Annotated in this window: 12 protein-coding genes; 4 read left to right on the top strand and 8 right to left on the bottom strand. The window is 65.3% G+C overall.

Annotated features, from left to right (window positions below):
• Positions 1-63: 63 nt before the first annotated feature.
• Entirely contained in the window at positions 64-2,334 is a 2,271-nt protein-coding gene (locus AB6809_RS25820; protein WP_371027441.1) for a beta strand repeat-containing protein, read from the top strand.
• 11 nt (positions 2,335-2,345) lie between these two features.
• On the opposite strand, the gene AB6809_RS25815 is transcribed toward AB6809_RS25820, so the two are convergent.
• From AB6809_RS25815 to AB6809_RS25800, 4 genes are all read right to left on the bottom strand, one after another.
• Positions 2,346-3,125, bottom strand: coding sequence for a MipA/OmpV family protein (locus tag AB6809_RS25815; RefSeq protein WP_371027440.1), 780 nt, complete (start codon positions 3,123-3,125; stop codon positions 2,346-2,348).
• Positions 3,122-4,003: a carboxylesterase gene (locus AB6809_RS25810; protein ID WP_149029257.1), complete on the bottom strand. Its 882-nt coding sequence runs from the start codon at positions 4,001-4,003 to the stop codon at positions 3,122-3,124. Before AB6809_RS25810 ends, AB6809_RS25815 begins: the two co-directional genes overlap by 4 nt.
• A 1-nt stretch (position 4,004) precedes the next feature.
• Positions 4,005-4,805: a DUF4118 domain-containing protein gene (locus tag AB6809_RS25805; protein ID WP_029969019.1), complete on the bottom strand. Its 801-nt coding sequence runs from the start codon at positions 4,803-4,805 to the stop codon at positions 4,005-4,007.
• A 420-nt stretch (positions 4,806-5,225) separates the two neighbouring features.
• The gene (locus tag AB6809_RS25800; RefSeq protein WP_371027439.1) at positions 5,226-6,122 is read right to left on the bottom strand and encodes an NAD(P)H-binding protein; all 897 of its coding nucleotides are present in this window, start codon (positions 6,120-6,122) and stop codon (positions 5,226-5,228) included.
• 180 nt (positions 6,123-6,302) lie between these two features.
• Here AB6809_RS25800 and AB6809_RS25795 point away from each other — a divergent pair, with 180 nt between their 5' ends.
• Positions 6,303-7,184, top strand: a complete 882-nt coding sequence (locus AB6809_RS25795) for a helix-turn-helix domain-containing protein (protein ID WP_371027438.1) — start codon at positions 6,303-6,305, stop codon at positions 7,182-7,184.
• A 30-nt stretch (positions 7,185-7,214) separates the two neighbouring features.
• Here the strand turns inward: AB6809_RS25795 and AB6809_RS25790 are convergent, their stop codons facing one another.
• The 3 genes from AB6809_RS25790 to AB6809_RS25780 all read right to left on the bottom strand — a co-directional run bounded on the left by AB6809_RS25790 (position 7,215) and on the right by AB6809_RS25780 (position 9,479).
• The gene (locus AB6809_RS25790; RefSeq protein ID WP_371027437.1) at positions 7,215-8,072 is read right to left on the bottom strand and encodes an anti-sigma factor; all 858 of its coding nucleotides are present in this window, start codon (positions 8,070-8,072) and stop codon (positions 7,215-7,217) included.
• Entirely contained in the window at positions 8,069-8,587 is a 519-nt protein-coding gene (locus tag AB6809_RS25785) for a sigma-70 family RNA polymerase sigma factor (RefSeq protein ID WP_371027436.1), read from the bottom strand. The genes AB6809_RS25790 and AB6809_RS25785 overlap by 4 nt, the downstream gene beginning before the upstream one ends.
• A 157-nt stretch (positions 8,588-8,744) precedes the next feature.
• Positions 8,745-9,479 carry an anti-sigma factor gene (locus AB6809_RS25780; RefSeq protein ID WP_371027435.1) on the bottom strand — a complete coding sequence of 245 codons (735 nt, stop codon included), beginning with the start codon at positions 9,477-9,479 and terminating at the stop codon, positions 8,745-8,747.
• 259 nt (positions 9,480-9,738) lie between these two features.
• On the opposite strand from AB6809_RS25780, the gene AB6809_RS25775 reads away from it, so the two are divergent.
• Complete coding sequence (locus AB6809_RS25775) at positions 9,739-10,005, top strand: DUF4148 domain-containing protein (protein ID WP_371027434.1); 267 nt, start codon at positions 9,739-9,741, stop codon at positions 10,003-10,005.
• A 48-nt stretch (positions 10,006-10,053) separates the two neighbouring features.
• Here AB6809_RS25775 and AB6809_RS25770 read toward each other — a convergent pair whose 3' ends face one another.
• Positions 10,054-12,534: an FAD-dependent oxidoreductase gene (locus AB6809_RS25770; RefSeq protein ID WP_371027433.1), complete on the bottom strand. Its 2,481-nt coding sequence runs from the start codon at positions 12,532-12,534 to the stop codon at positions 10,054-10,056.
• A 460-nt stretch (positions 12,535-12,994) separates the two neighbouring features.
• Between AB6809_RS25770 and AB6809_RS25765 the strand changes: the two genes are divergently transcribed.
• Positions 12,995-13,774: a DeoR/GlpR family DNA-binding transcription regulator gene (locus AB6809_RS25765; protein WP_371027432.1), complete on the top strand. Its 780-nt coding sequence runs from the start codon at positions 12,995-12,997 to the stop codon at positions 13,772-13,774.
• The last annotated feature ends 22 nt before the right edge of the window (positions 13,775-13,796 follow it).

The raw sequence follows: 13,796 nt of genomic DNA, 5'->3' as shown, positions 1-13,796 counted from the left end.
AAAACAGAGGCAAAGGCCCGGCAGAGTGGCATGCCATTCCGCTTGTATAAAAGAGGGGAAAGTATGTCACGCGATATGTTCTCCATGCGCCCGCCGCGCGCCTCGGGCAACGTGCCCGCCGTCCCCGTCTCTATCTCACTGTCTGTCTTCGCGTTGTCCATCGGCATGTCGTGCGCGGCCCCGGTGCTTGCGCAAGGCACCTTGCCGCAAGGCGGAGCCTATGTGAGCGGCAGCGGTTCGATTGCCAGCGCCGGCAATACGCTGACCGTCACGCAACCGGGTTCGACGCGCGGCGTCGTCAACTGGAACAGCTTTTCGATCGGCGGCAACAACACGGTCGTCTTCAACAACGGTTCCGGTGCGACGCTAAACCGTGTGACAGGCGGCTCGCCATCGTCGATTCTCGGCAAGCTCAACGCGACCGGTAGCGTCTATCTGATCAATCCGCAAGGCGTCGTGGTCGGGCCGCAAGGCGTGGTCACGACAGGCGGCCGCTTCGTTGCTTCGACACTCGACACCGACAACGCGTCGTTCATGAACGGCGGAGCGCTGACGTTCTCCGGGCAGTCGGATCAGCGCGTGGTCAACCTCGGCCACATCGGCTCGACGAACGGCGATGTGCTGCTCATCGCCGCGAAGGAAGTCGACAACTATGGCACGATCAGCGCGCCGCAGGGCACGGCTGAGATCGCGGTGGGCAGCAAGGTGCTGCTGCAGGATTCGTCGAGCGGGCAGCAGATGTTCGTGCAGACCGCAAGCGGCGGCGCGATCGTCAATACCGGTGCAATCGAAGCCGCGCAGGTGAACCTGCAAGCCGTGGACGGCAACATCTATGCGCTCGCCGGCCGCAACGATGCAGTGCGCGCAACCGGCACCGCGACGCGCGACGGACATGTGTGGCTGGTGGCGGGCACCGCGGGCCAGGTGATTCTCGCGGGCAACGTCGGCGCGCAGCGCGCCGATGGAACCGGCGGCATCGTCGATACCGCGACGGGACTGCTGACCTTCTGGGGCGATCTCGCGAAAGTCACCGCAGGGCAATGGAACGTTACGCTGCCCGCATACACGTTCGATGACGGCGCGTCGCGCGCCTTTGCCCGCAGCCTCAGCGCGGGCAGCTCCATCAACATGACGACGACAGGCGCGGCGGGCCAGAGCGGCGATATCGACGTCGCGCAGAGCATTCAATGGACCGGCGGCGCATCGCTCGCGCTCAACGCGGCGCATAGTGTTTCGATCGCCTCGGGCGCGACGCTCGGCAACCAGGGCAGCGGCGCACTCACGCTGCGTGCGGACGCGGGCGGCATCGACAACGGCGGCAGCGTCGCCAATAACGGCACGATCGACTGGTCTTCGAGTACCGGCACCGTCAGCGCGCTTTACGACATGACCGGCAGCTATACGCCCGGCGTCGTGCTGAGCAATAGCGCGTGGAGCGCACCCGCGTACAGCGGCCTGCTCACGCAGGTCACCGGCTATAAGCTCGTGAATTCCGCGCAGGATCTGCAGAACATAGCCAACGACATGGCCGGCAACTACGCGCTAGGCAAGGACATCGACGCAAACGGCTATGCGTTCAAGACGTTGGGCTTTACCGACCATACGTCGTTTTCCGGGCAGTTCGACGGCATGTGGCACACGGTGTTGAACATCTCGCCGGACTCCGATGCGGTGTTCAGCGATATCGCCGCAAACGCCGTGGTGCGCGACGTGAACATCAACGCGAACTCGCATATCTACGCGCCGTCGTTCAGGTCCATCGGGATTCTGGCCGGCAGTAACCACGGCCTGATCGTCAATACGTTCACCTCCGGCGGAATCTCGGCGCCGACCAATGGTGCAGGCGCGTCGATCGGCGGACTGGTCGGCGATAACTTGGGAACCATCGCGCGTTCGGGCAGCAGTGCCGATGTCGTCGCCGATTCGGGTGGCGGCGGCCTCGTGTTCAACAACACAGGAACCATCACTCAGTCGTATGCGACCGGGAATGTGTCGGCCAACGAGTCGCGCGGCTCGTCCGGGGGACTCGTGAATATCAACAGCGGCACAGTCACGGAGTCGTTCGCAACCGGCAAGGTCTCCGCGTACAGCTTGCGCCAGGTAGGCGGCGTCTGCGCCTATTGCTCGGGGCTTGGCAGCAACGTGTACTGGAACGCCGAGACGACGGGCGTGGCGACGAGCGGCGGCAATCTGCCGCCGTCGAACGGATTGACGACCGCGCAGATGAGCGATCCGGCGAGCTTCGCCGGTTGGGACTTCAGCAGCAACGGGGCGTGGACGATGCCTGCGGGCGCGACGCATCCTGTGCTGCGCTGGCAGGTCGAACAACACTAGCGAACGGTGCGCTAGAACCGATACAACACCGAAGCCATGCCGTTCAGATCGAGACGCCGCTCGGTGATCGGGCTGCCGGCGGCCGACTTTTGCAGACGCCCGACGACAGCCGCGACGTTCGCCGACCAGTGCGCATCGAATTTATAAAGCGCGTTGACGTTGAAGTGCACGTCGCGCAAGCCCGAATGCGTCGAATATTGAGGCAGGCCCGACGCGGCGCTTTCCTGCGCATTCACGCCGAAGAAGGTTTGCGTGTATGTCGCGTTCGCCCATGTCACGCCAGGTCCTGCGGACAGCAGCAATTTGCCGAGCGGCGCGGATACGAAGAGGTCCGCCATCGCGGTCAGGCCTTGCCCGGTCCCGGCGATGTCCCTGTACACAGCCGCCGAGCCAGTGAAAGCCCACCACGTATAGTCTGCAAAAAGCCGCAGCTTCGGTCCCACGTGCACATCGGGCAAGCCTTTGAGCCGCGCATCGTCGGAGCTCTTTCGCGACTGGAAATCGAAGCTCAGCGAGGCCCCGGCATGATAGTTCTCGCCCGCGAGCGCATTGACGCCCAGCACGTCCGGACCTTGGGAGAACACACGGTCCTTCCATGAAATGTCCTGAACGGGAAACGGCAGCACCTGGATCTGCGAAGAGCCTGGGTACTTTGGAAACACATACAAGCCCGGCCCGACCGATATTTTCCAGTCGCTTGCTGCTTGCTGTTCGTCGGCGTGAGTCGCGCCGGCACAAGCTGCCACAGCGAAGCCGGACACTGCCGCCTTGAGCACGAATGTGCGCTTCATGCTTTCCTCGCCACAGTCGCGAGTTGCCGCAGGCGGCGTGCGAGCGCGCGAGAAACCACGGGTGCCGGGTTATGGCTCGACACGGTGGCGGCCACGCTTTCGCGCAGGAAGAGGGCGCATTCGCGCGCCACGACTTCGCGTTCGTTGTCGGACGTGATCATGTGATAGGAGTCGTCGAGCCAGATGGTTCGCAAGAATGACGCACCGATGGTGGTCCCGACGAATCGCGCGTTATGCGGGCTCGAGGTTTCGTCGTCGATGGCGTGAATAATCAGGCAATCGGTGCCGATGCCCTTGAGCTTCTTCTTTACCGAGCCCGCCAGGCGGCCGGCCTCGTGCAGCGCCGGCAAGCCGATGAACGCCGGTCCGACTTCGCTGATGTCGTTCTTCTGCATCGCGCGCGCGATCTTCGAGCGCAACGCCTCGTTGCGCAGCCCGTAGGGTTCCTGCTCGCGATAGCGATAACGCGAGCGCAGCGGCGTGTAATACACGTAGTCCAGCAAAAAGCGATACCAGGGAATCGCCCAGCCGTCGTAATTGAGCGTGATCGACAGCAGCAGCAACGCGCGGGCAGCGGGCCGCTCGTGCGCAACCGCGGCCGCGAGCGTCGCGCCCATCGAAAGACCGCAGATCGAGACGTGCCGATGCCGTGCGGCGAGCCGGTCGAACTCCGCGACGGCTGCGCTGATCCATTGCTCCATCGGCTGATGTCCGGTGCCTGCGCTGTAGCCGGGCAATTCCGGCGTATGCGTGGCAAAGCCTTCGTCGGCAAGCAGCCGGGCGAGAAAGCGCAACTCGAGCGGCGAGCTCGACAGACCGTGCAACAGCAGGACCGCGTGATCGCCGCCGTCGATGCCTGAAAATGGCGTGGCGTTCATGTCAGTCATCCGCGCGCAAAACCAGGAATTCACCGGACGACGTGGTGAAGCGATCGCACACGCATTCGACCGGCCGCCAGTCGTCGCGGGCGCCGGAGAGAAAACGCATACGGTGATGGCCCGGCGTCAGATGGACGCGCACGTGCGCGAGATCCTCCTCGTGCACTTGCGCATGCTTCGCGCAATAGGCGATGCCCGCGTGCAACGATGCGTCGTCCACGAGGGCATTGGGTGTTGCCGTGGCGGCCGCGGCCACGAAGCTGCCAGGCGGCAAGCTGTTGGCCGGATCGAGCGCCTTGATGAGAATCAGCGAGCGGTTGTACTGCGCGATATGACGCAGCATGCGATGCATTTCATCGGTAGCCCGGCGGGCAAGCAGCCGCTCGTTGTCGTGGCGCAGCAGCATTTCGTAGCGCGACTGCGCGACGGCCGCAAGCAGTTCGGCGCGATACTGCGCGCGCCGCAAACGTTCAACGAGGCTGATGATGAGAATCGTAAGCAGAGGGTACGAGATCAGCAGATGCAGATCCGACGCGTCGATCACGTCGATGTGGCCATACGGCGGCACGAAAAGATAATCGGCAAGGCAAAGCCCGAGCAGCATCACGCATAACGCGGGCGCGAGGCCGCAGTAGTACTCGACGAGCACCGCGGCGATCAGAAAAGCAGTGCCGGGCATGAACGGCCCGAGCAGCGGATGCAGGATCGCTCTGATGATCGCGGCGGCACCGAGTGCCGCGGCTGCGGCGATCCACCTGTTCCGGCCCCGCGGCGCCCACCGTCTTGAATTTATGACTTCCATGCACCCGACGCAAACTTAAGAACCTTTCACCTCGTTAACGGCAATAGGGGAGAAAGATTTAGCCGATAAGTCGTTCGGTGAACCAAACTTTGAGCGCGGCGGCCGAACGAGCCGCCAAAGTTTAATCCAGTGCTGAGGGTTGCGCGAGTTTTAAGACGTTGGGCGTGGTGTCGCGGCGCGATGCAATGCGCAAGCGCCCGCGCGGTGCGGACAGTCGTTCGCGGGCTGAGGTCATTGCTTCGGCGCTAAAACAAGCCGAAGTCGTCGTTGCTATCGGGAATCGCGGCAAGGAGATCGCGAACCGCGCGCCAGCCGATCAGCCCCGCCAGCGCCAACGCGACGGCGAGCAGGCGGCTCGTATTCACGCGTCGCTTGCTCGTTGCATGCCGTAGAACACAGGTCGACATATCGATCCTCTCGTCAGGCGCTGAGCGCTGCGTCGCGCGGCACGATTGCCGCTAACGCCTGCGTCAGCGTCGTCGGACCGAAACGCCGTTCGCCGACGCCGTCTTGCACGTCGATGCGGCCGGCGTTATGCGCGTCGTAGAGATCGACGATCAGCCGCGCGTGTCCGTCGCCGAGACCGGCTCCGGCGAGCATCGCGGCCCATTGCTCACGCGGCACCGCGTGGGCGGTGACTGTGCGGCCGGCGAGATCGGCAATCGTGCGCGCGACGTCGATCACGCTCACCCGCTGTTCGCTTTCGATGCTCACCACGCGCGGCGAATGCCGTGGCGGCTTGCCGTCCATCAGCAGTTGAGCCGCCAGCGCGCCGACATCCTGTGCGGCCACGGTAGGAAAGCGCTTGTCCAGCGGATGATGCAGGCTCGGCAGCACGCCCTTCGCCAGTGCGACCGGCAGCACGCGTGCCCAGTTGTGCATATGTTCGGCGGCGCGCAGAAACGTCAGGCGAGTGTCGAGCGTGCCGAGCCGCGTCTCCAGGTAGTGGAACAGCGTGGTGATGCCCGTCCCGCTCGCGTGCTCGGCGCCGTAATCCGAAAGCGCGAGCACATGTTGCGGCGGATTCGCGCGCAACGCGTCGACACTCGCGTCGATCATGCGGCGCATCGCGCTCGCCGGGTCGTCGTGATCGCGCGGCACCGGACACAGCATCTGCACCGCGTGCGCGCCGTCGATGGCGCGCGCTACGGACGCAGGATCGTGCAGATCGGCGATCGCCACCTCACAACCCAGCTCGATGAGCGGCGCGGCCTGCGCGGCGTTGCGGACCACGGCACGCACAGCGCAGCCCGCGCGCCGCAACGCGGCCGCGCTTGCGTTGCCCACCTTGCCGCCTGCTCCAAAAATCACGAACACGTGAGGCTCCTTATTGGATCGTCATGGCCCGATCATAAGGACAGGTGCTGCAAAAAACGCGCATGCGCGGATGCAAATGAACAGATTCGGATGGTCGTTTGACGATAGCCGCACACCGAGCGAAGCCGCGAAAAACCCGGCACAATGCCCGCAGATCGACTGCCATCCGCGAGACAAACGATGAACGCCGTCATACCTGTCCCGACTCAGATTCCGCCCGCGCACAGCGGCTCGCGCATCGCGCTGCGCTCGAGCAAAACGCTCGGCTGGCAAGGCTTCGGCGCGGAGCTGGTCAACGTGTCGGCGGGTTTGCACCGGATACCGGCGCTCAAGCATCATCGGGTCGGCGTGCATGTGGGCGGGCCGGTCAGAGCGCATTGTCTTTGCAACGAGAAGCCGCACTCGCGCATTCAGGCGCACGGCGACGCCGACGTGATTCCCGCGGGACTCGACGGCCAATGGAGCGACGAATCGGCCTGCATGATTTTCAGCGTCTGGATCGGCGAGGAATTCGCGCGCAGGACAGCCGAGCAACTGGCAGTCAAGGCAAGCGACGCGCAGATTCGCCCGCAATTCCAGATGCGCGATGCGCGCTTCCAGCATCTCGCGTGGGCGTTGCGCGCCGAACTGGAAGCCGACGACGCGTCCGATCCGCTATACGCCGAAAGCCTGTGCACGGCGATGGTGGTGCGGCTGATCGGCGGGGCGCCGTCGCTCGACGGCAAGGAGCGCACGCTCGCTCCGAGAACAGCGGCGCGCGTGACGGACTTCATCGAAGCGCATCTCGACCGCCGTCTCACGCTGAGCGAACTCGCGGCGCAGGCGGATCTGAGCGTGCCGCACTTCAAGGTGCTGTTTCGCGCGACGCTCGGCGTGCCGGTGCATCAGTACGTGGTGCAGCGGCGCGTCGAACGCGCGCGAACGATGCTGCTGCAAGGCCGGCTCTCCGCGAGCCAGATCGCACTGGAGGCCGGCTTCTCGCACCAGAGCCACATGGCGCACTGGATCGGGCGGCTGCTCGGCGTGACGCCGCGCGAACTGGTGAAGTCGGCCGCGCGCTGACGTGCGCGGTGGTTCACCAGCGCAGGCGCATCAATCCGTCTGCGTCGCGCCGGTCAATTGCGCGTACACGTCATGCGAGAGCTGCAGCAACTGCTTGCGGTCGATGCCGCCTGACACCGCATAGCCGAAGTCGCCGTCGACCCAGTAGAACACGTTGACGGGTCCGTCCTGGTACAGCTTGAACGCCGTGGTGTTCGCATTCACCTGGCGGCGCGAGATGCACAGCGTCACCCGTTCGCCCTTCGGTCCGCGATACATGAACTGGGCCATCTGGCCGTCCGGGCCGGGCAGCAGGCGCCCGCCGGAGAGCGAGAAGCCTTGCTTCGCCAGCATCGGCGGATGGACGTTGGTGCCGAGACGGTTCGCGAGCCACTGCACGAAATCCTGCTCGTGATCGGCGCTCATCTCGGTAGGGCGGTCGACCTCCGGCATATACACGACGTGCGCAACCGCGGCCTGGCGGGCGAACACCTCGGCTCGGTCCGCGCTCACCGGGCGCGTATTGGAAGAACCCGTCGACGAACCCACGGAGAAGCCCGCCACCGACTGCATCGCGTCCTGCCCCATATGCGTGCCGACGCCGATGCCGACGCCCGTCACCAGCGCCGCCGCCATCCCCGCGAATTGCGGCCAGTTGGCGGCGATGCGCGAGCGGCGCGAATGCGGCGGCGCGGCCGGCTGCAAGCGCTTCGGCACGGGTTCGTTCAACACGCGGTCGTAGCGATCGTGGAACAGGCTGTTCAGCGAAAAATAATCGCTGATGCGCGCGGCCAGTTCGGGATTCTGTTCGAGCGCGCGCTCGACGTCGGCGCGCCGTTCGTCGGACAGCGTGCCGTCCACGTAAGCATGCAGCTCTTCTTCAGTGATCGGGGTATGTTGGTCGCTCATCGCACCACCTGTAATTTCGCACCGGGCTGGCTGCCCGCCATCAATGCCCGAAGCCGCTCGCGTCCGCGCGAAAGCCGCGACATGACCGTCCCGATGGGCACGTTCAGCGCGAGCGCGACGTCGGCATAGCTCATTTCCTCGAGGCCGACGAGCAGCACCACTTCGCGCTGGTCGACCGGCAGACGCTGCAACGCGTAGTCGAGATCGCGCATTTCCAGCGAGCGCATCTGAGGCGCCGGCACGGCGAACTCGGCTTCGTGGACGCTTTCGTCGTCGACCGCCACATGGACCGCGCGCGACGATGCCTTGCGCGCCTGATTGGCGAACACGTTGTGCATGATCGTGAAGAGCCACGCACGCAGGTCGGTGCCGGGCTGGAACATGCCGGTGCGGCCGAGCGCGCGTTCCAGCGTGTCCTGCACCAGATCGTCCGCGAGGTCGCGATTGTTGATCAGCGCCCGCGCGTAGCGCCGCAGCCGCGGCACGTGTTCCATCAACTCGTCACGGACATCCATTCTTGATCCCGGTCATGGGGCCTCTCGTGGGCAGGAAGCGCGGCGCTGCGTCGGAGCGTCGCTCGTGTTGTAGGGCGGTTGTAGGGCGAACACGCGTGAGCGGATTCTATTCCCGTCGATGCGGCGAGTCATCGCGCGTGTACGACTGCGTGGGCGTTCATGGCATCGTCATGACGTCGGCGGCGCGCATCAGGCCGTGCGTGCGCGCGTCGCCCGCGACCACGAAGCGTTGCCGCTGCGCGGTCCACGTCAACAGACGCACATCGCCGATGCGGCGCGCGGACCACTGCGGCTGCGCAGGCGCGAGCAGGGCGAGCGTCGACAGCAGGATCACCGGCTGGTTGTCGCCGTTTAGATAGACGAATGCGGTGGCGCGCTGCAACAGGCCGAGCGACAGCACGCGCTCATCGACGAGCCGCAGCCCGATTGCCTCGAGGTCGGGCGCGGACGGCTCCCGGCGAGTCGGCGATGCCGCCGGATAAGGAGCGGCCACCGTTTCCGCCAGCGCCATCACGGCGGCATTGTTGAGCGCCTGCTGCGTCACCTGAGTCGCCGCAAACCAGCCGCTCACCGCCGCACACGCGATGACGACGGCGACCAGCGCTCTGACCGCCTTGCGCACACTCGGCCTGCCGGCAACGTTGCGCCAGCGGCCGCGCGCGCCGCGCCGGGCTTTGAACGCCGTGGACGCGGGTTCGTCGGCGGTCTGAAACGAACGCTGAATCTGCTCGTTAAGCGAGCCGTAAAAGGCGACGCGGCGGGCTTCCGCCGGATCGCGGCCCAGATAGTCGCGCAAAAACGCGGCGCGCGCCGGCGACAGCGTGCCGTCGGCGTAGGCTTGAACGTCGGCTTCGGAAAGCGGTGAATCGGCGGGGGCGTCGGTCGGTTTCATGATGCAAGTTCTCCGGCCGGGGTTCGGCTGTTGAGGTGCAAACACGGTTGTACGCCGGTTTATTCCGCTCGCGCGGCGTCTTTCAGAAGTTCTTTTACCGCGTGAGCAAGGCGTCGTCCAGACCCGGGCAAACCGGTTCGCGGCGCGCTTTATTCCGTCGCGCGGAAATGTTTTTTACTTGCGCCGCGCCCAGGAATAAAAGCCGGCAAAGCGTGGTTCTCCCTGATGCAAACCCGCACACAACTCACCGGAGTTCATCATGAAGAAGATCGCTTTCGCCGCATTGTCCGTCGTCGTCCTCGCCGCATCGTCGAATGTTTTCGCGGAAGGAAAAACGCGCGCCCAGGTCTACCAGGAACTGATCCAGGCACAACAGAACGGCCTCGACTACGTGACCGACGCATCGTACCCGGATGTCAGCCCCGTGTTCGCGCATCAGGTCGAGCAGCACAAGCTGGCGCTCGCCGCCGAAGCGGCGGCAAGCCGCATGGCAAGCGAAAGCGCGTCGACGGACAGCATGAATTGAACCGCGGCGCGCGCGGAGGAGCGGCGCGGCTCGCGGACGAACGCCTGGCTACGCGCGCACGCGCTCGCCGCGCGGGTCGTACGGCGCCTTCAGGTGAAGCGTGGCCGGCAGCGATTCGCCGGCCACGTCGATTGCGTAGGCGCCGCTCGTCAGATACGCGGCGTCGGCTGCGCCATCGGGATTGTTCACGTAGCCCATCGCGACCGGGCAGCCGAGCGTGTGGCCGAACGCCGCCGAGCTCACGAAGCCGACTGGCTTGCCGTCGCGCAAAATCGCTTCGCCGCCCCATAGCATGCGATCCGCGGCGCCGTCCGCGCTCAGCACGACCATGCGGCGGCGCAGCGGCTCGTCGCGCAGTTTCAGCAGGGCGTCGCGGCCGCGGAACGGAATCTCCTTGTCGAGCTTGCACGCGAACGCGAGCCCGGCTTCGAACGGATTCGTGTCCGGCGTGAGTTCGCGGCCCCATGCGCGGTAGCCTTTCTCGATCCGCAGCGAATCGATTGCGTAATAGCCTGCATTCGCGAGGCCAAACGCTTTGCCCGCTTCGCGCAACGCCTCGTACACGCCGACGGCGAATTCGACCGGCACGTACAGTTCCCAGCCCAGTTCGCCGACGTAGGTGAGGCGCGTTGCGCGCACCGTCGCATAGCCGATGTCGACTTCGCGGCTTTGGCCGAACGCGAACGCTTCGTTGCGCCAGTCCGCTTTCGATACGCTTTGCAGCAGTTCGCGCGAGCGCGGGCCCATCACGGCGAGCACCGCATATTGGCTGGTCACGTCGACGAGCACGCAATGTTTGTCGCGCGGAATCGCTCTCTCGATCATGTCGAAGTCGCGCGTGGTTTGCGCGGTGCCGGTGACGAGCAGGTACTGGTCCGCGGCGATGCGCGTGAGCGTGAAGTCCGATTCGTAATTGCCGCGTTCGTTGAGCATGCCGGTATAGACGGCGGTGCCGGGCGGTACATCGACGTCGTTTGTGACGAGGCTTTGCAGCACGCTTTGCGCGTCGCGTCCTTTGACCAGGAATTTGGAGAACGACGTCATGTCGAAAAGCGCCACGCCTTCGCGGCAGGCGCGGTGTTCGGCGCCGCTTGCACGCAGCCAGTCCGGCTGACCGAATGTGTAGTCGACGCGTGCTTCGCCGGGCGTCGGCGCGAAAAAGTTGGCGCGCTCCCAACCCATCTTGCTGCCGAAGCACGCGCCGTCCTCGCGCAGCAGCGCGTACAGCGGCGAGCGGCGCAACGGCCGCGCGCTGTCGAGTTCGCGATTCGGCCACGGCATTGCGTAGTGCAGGCCGAGCGTTTCCTTCACGCGATCGTGCAGCCACGCGTCGTTGCCGTTAAAGCGCGCGAAGCGGCGAATGTCGACCGGCCACAAATCCATGGTCGGCTCGCCCGCGACGATCCATTCGGCCAACGCCATGCCCGCGCCGCCCGCGGAAGCGATGCCCATCGAGTTAAAGCCCGCGCCGACGAAAAAGCGCCGTAATTCAGGCGCTTCGCCGAGCATGAAGTTGTTGTCGGGCGTGAACGATTCGGGTCCGTTATAGAACTGGCGGACCTGTGCGGTTTCGAGCGCGGGCACGCGTTGCAGCGCGTTAGTCATCAGGATTTCGAACTGATTCCAGTCGTCGGGTAGAAGCTGGAATTCGAAGTTCTCGGGAATGCCGTTCATGCCCCACGGTTTGGCGTCGGGCTCGAAACCGCCCATCACGAGGCCGCCCACTTCCTCCTTGAAATAGATGAAGCCGTCGGGATCGCGCATGACCGGCAGATCGGGGTGCACGCCCTCGATGCGATCCGTGACGATGTAGTAGTGCTCCGCCGAGTGCAGCGGCACCGTGACGCCGCACAGTCGGCCCACGGCCTTGGCCCACTGGCCCGCGCAATTCACGACGATGTCCGCGCTAATCGAGCCTTCGTCGCCCTCCTTGTTGCGCCAGGCGACGCCGGTTGCTTCGCGAGAGCCGTGCGCGTCGCGCGTGTGGATCGCCGTGACGCGGGTGTTTTCGACGATGCGCGCGCCGCGCATGCGAGCGCCGCGGGCGAGCGCCTGCGTGAGATCGGTTGGGTTGGCCTTGCCGTCGCCCGGCAGCCAGACGGCGCCGAGCAGGTCGTCGGTGCGCATGACCGGCCACAGGTCGCCGGCTTCGCGCGCGCCGATCACCTCGCACGTGACGCCGTACGCGCGGGCCACGGCGGCGGTGCGCTTGAGTTGCGTCATCCGCTCGGCCGTGCGGGCCACCGACAGCGAGCCGCATTGCTTCCAGCCGGTGGCAAGACCGGTGTCCGCTTCGAGTTCGGCGTAAAGCGCGGTCGAATAGCGGATCAGCTTCGTCATGCTTTCCTGCGCGCGCAACTGCCCGACGAGGCCGGCTGCGTGCCATGTCGTTCCGCAAGAGAGCTGGCCTTGTTCGAGGAGGATGACGTCGGCCCAGCCGAGCCTGGTCAGGTGGTAGGCGACCGAGCAGCCGATAATGCCGCCGCCGATGATGACGACGCGGGTTTGTGGGGGGAGGGGTGTGGACATGTGTGGTTGCTGGTGGCGTTGGTGTGCATAGATTGCCGTATAAGTGCACGGAATGCAACGTGAGACGCGAGGCTGTGTGGTGGTTTGGTGGTTTGGTGGTGTCATGTGGTGGTCGTATTTTGGCGGTAGGTGAGCGATCGACGTGCGCTCGGATCAGTCTCAGGGCGAGTGATCTTCCGCATGGGACAGCAGCGAAGACGGCTGTGAGGTCGGTTGGGGAAATGGCTGGGAAGGGCGTTGGGAAGGGCGTTCGGACGGCGGCTGGCAAAGATGCAGCGAAGGCTGCGGCGAAGCCGCTTGCACATTTGGCTGTGAACGCTGCGGTAGGCGTCGGGCGTCGCTCCGGCGTCTCGCACGCCGTGAACTAGGGGCTCTGCCGCCGACTGTGGAAATATGTGGGAAATCCCACATCAGCCCGTCGTTTTGCTAAACTCACCGCACCCTTCATCCGCCCGACTCCATGCTCTCGACCCAACGCCAGGCTGAAATCCTGCGGCTCGTCCGCGAGCAGCGCACCTGCACGATCACGGCACTTGCCGCGCGATTCGAGGTGTCCGACGAAACCATCCGCCGCAATATCAAGCCGTTGATCGAGCAGGGTCTGCTGCTGAAGGTTCACGGCGGCATCATGCTGCCAGAGCGCCTCGACGAGCCGCCGTTCGAACGGCGCATGGCCGCGAGCCTTGCCGGCAAGCGGGCCATCGGCGCGCGCATCGCCGAACTGGTGAGCGACGGCGATTCGCTGATTCTCGACGGCGGCAGCACCTGCGTGCACATCGCGCGGGCCTTAGTGGCGCGTTCGCGGCTGACGGTCGTGACCAACTCGATCGAAGTCGCCCGGCTGCTCGCGCCGCACAACGGCAACCGCGTGTTCATCGCGGGCGGCGAAGTGCGGGCCGACGACGCCGCCGCGGTCGGCGACAGCGTGCAGGCTTTTTTGCGCCAGTTCCACGTGCGTTACGCGATCGTGTCGGTGACGGCGATCGACATGCGCGGGCATTTCATGGATGCACTGCCGGCAGACGTCGCGTTTTCGCTGGCGGCGTTCGCGCAGGCCGAGCGCCGCGTGGTCGCCGCGGATCACGCGAAGTTCGGCCATAGCGCGCTGCTGCACGCGTTCGGCGCGGATTGCGTCGACGTGCTGGTGACTGATGAGGCGCCGGCGTCGGCGCTTGGGCAATTGCTGGCGGCGGCGGGGGTGGAGGTGGTTGTGGGGGTGCCGGCGGGTGGGGAAGCGTAGGGCCGTGCTGGTATCTCGAATG

Origin of the sequence: Paraburkholderia sp. RCC_158 (genome assembly GCF_041355255.1) — a bacterium.
Lineage (GTDB): Bacteria > Pseudomonadota > Gammaproteobacteria > Burkholderiales > Burkholderiaceae > Paraburkholderia > Paraburkholderia graminis.
The sequence above is the reverse complement of the archived record's forward strand: the minus strand, read 5'-3'. Positions and strand labels throughout refer to the sequence as shown.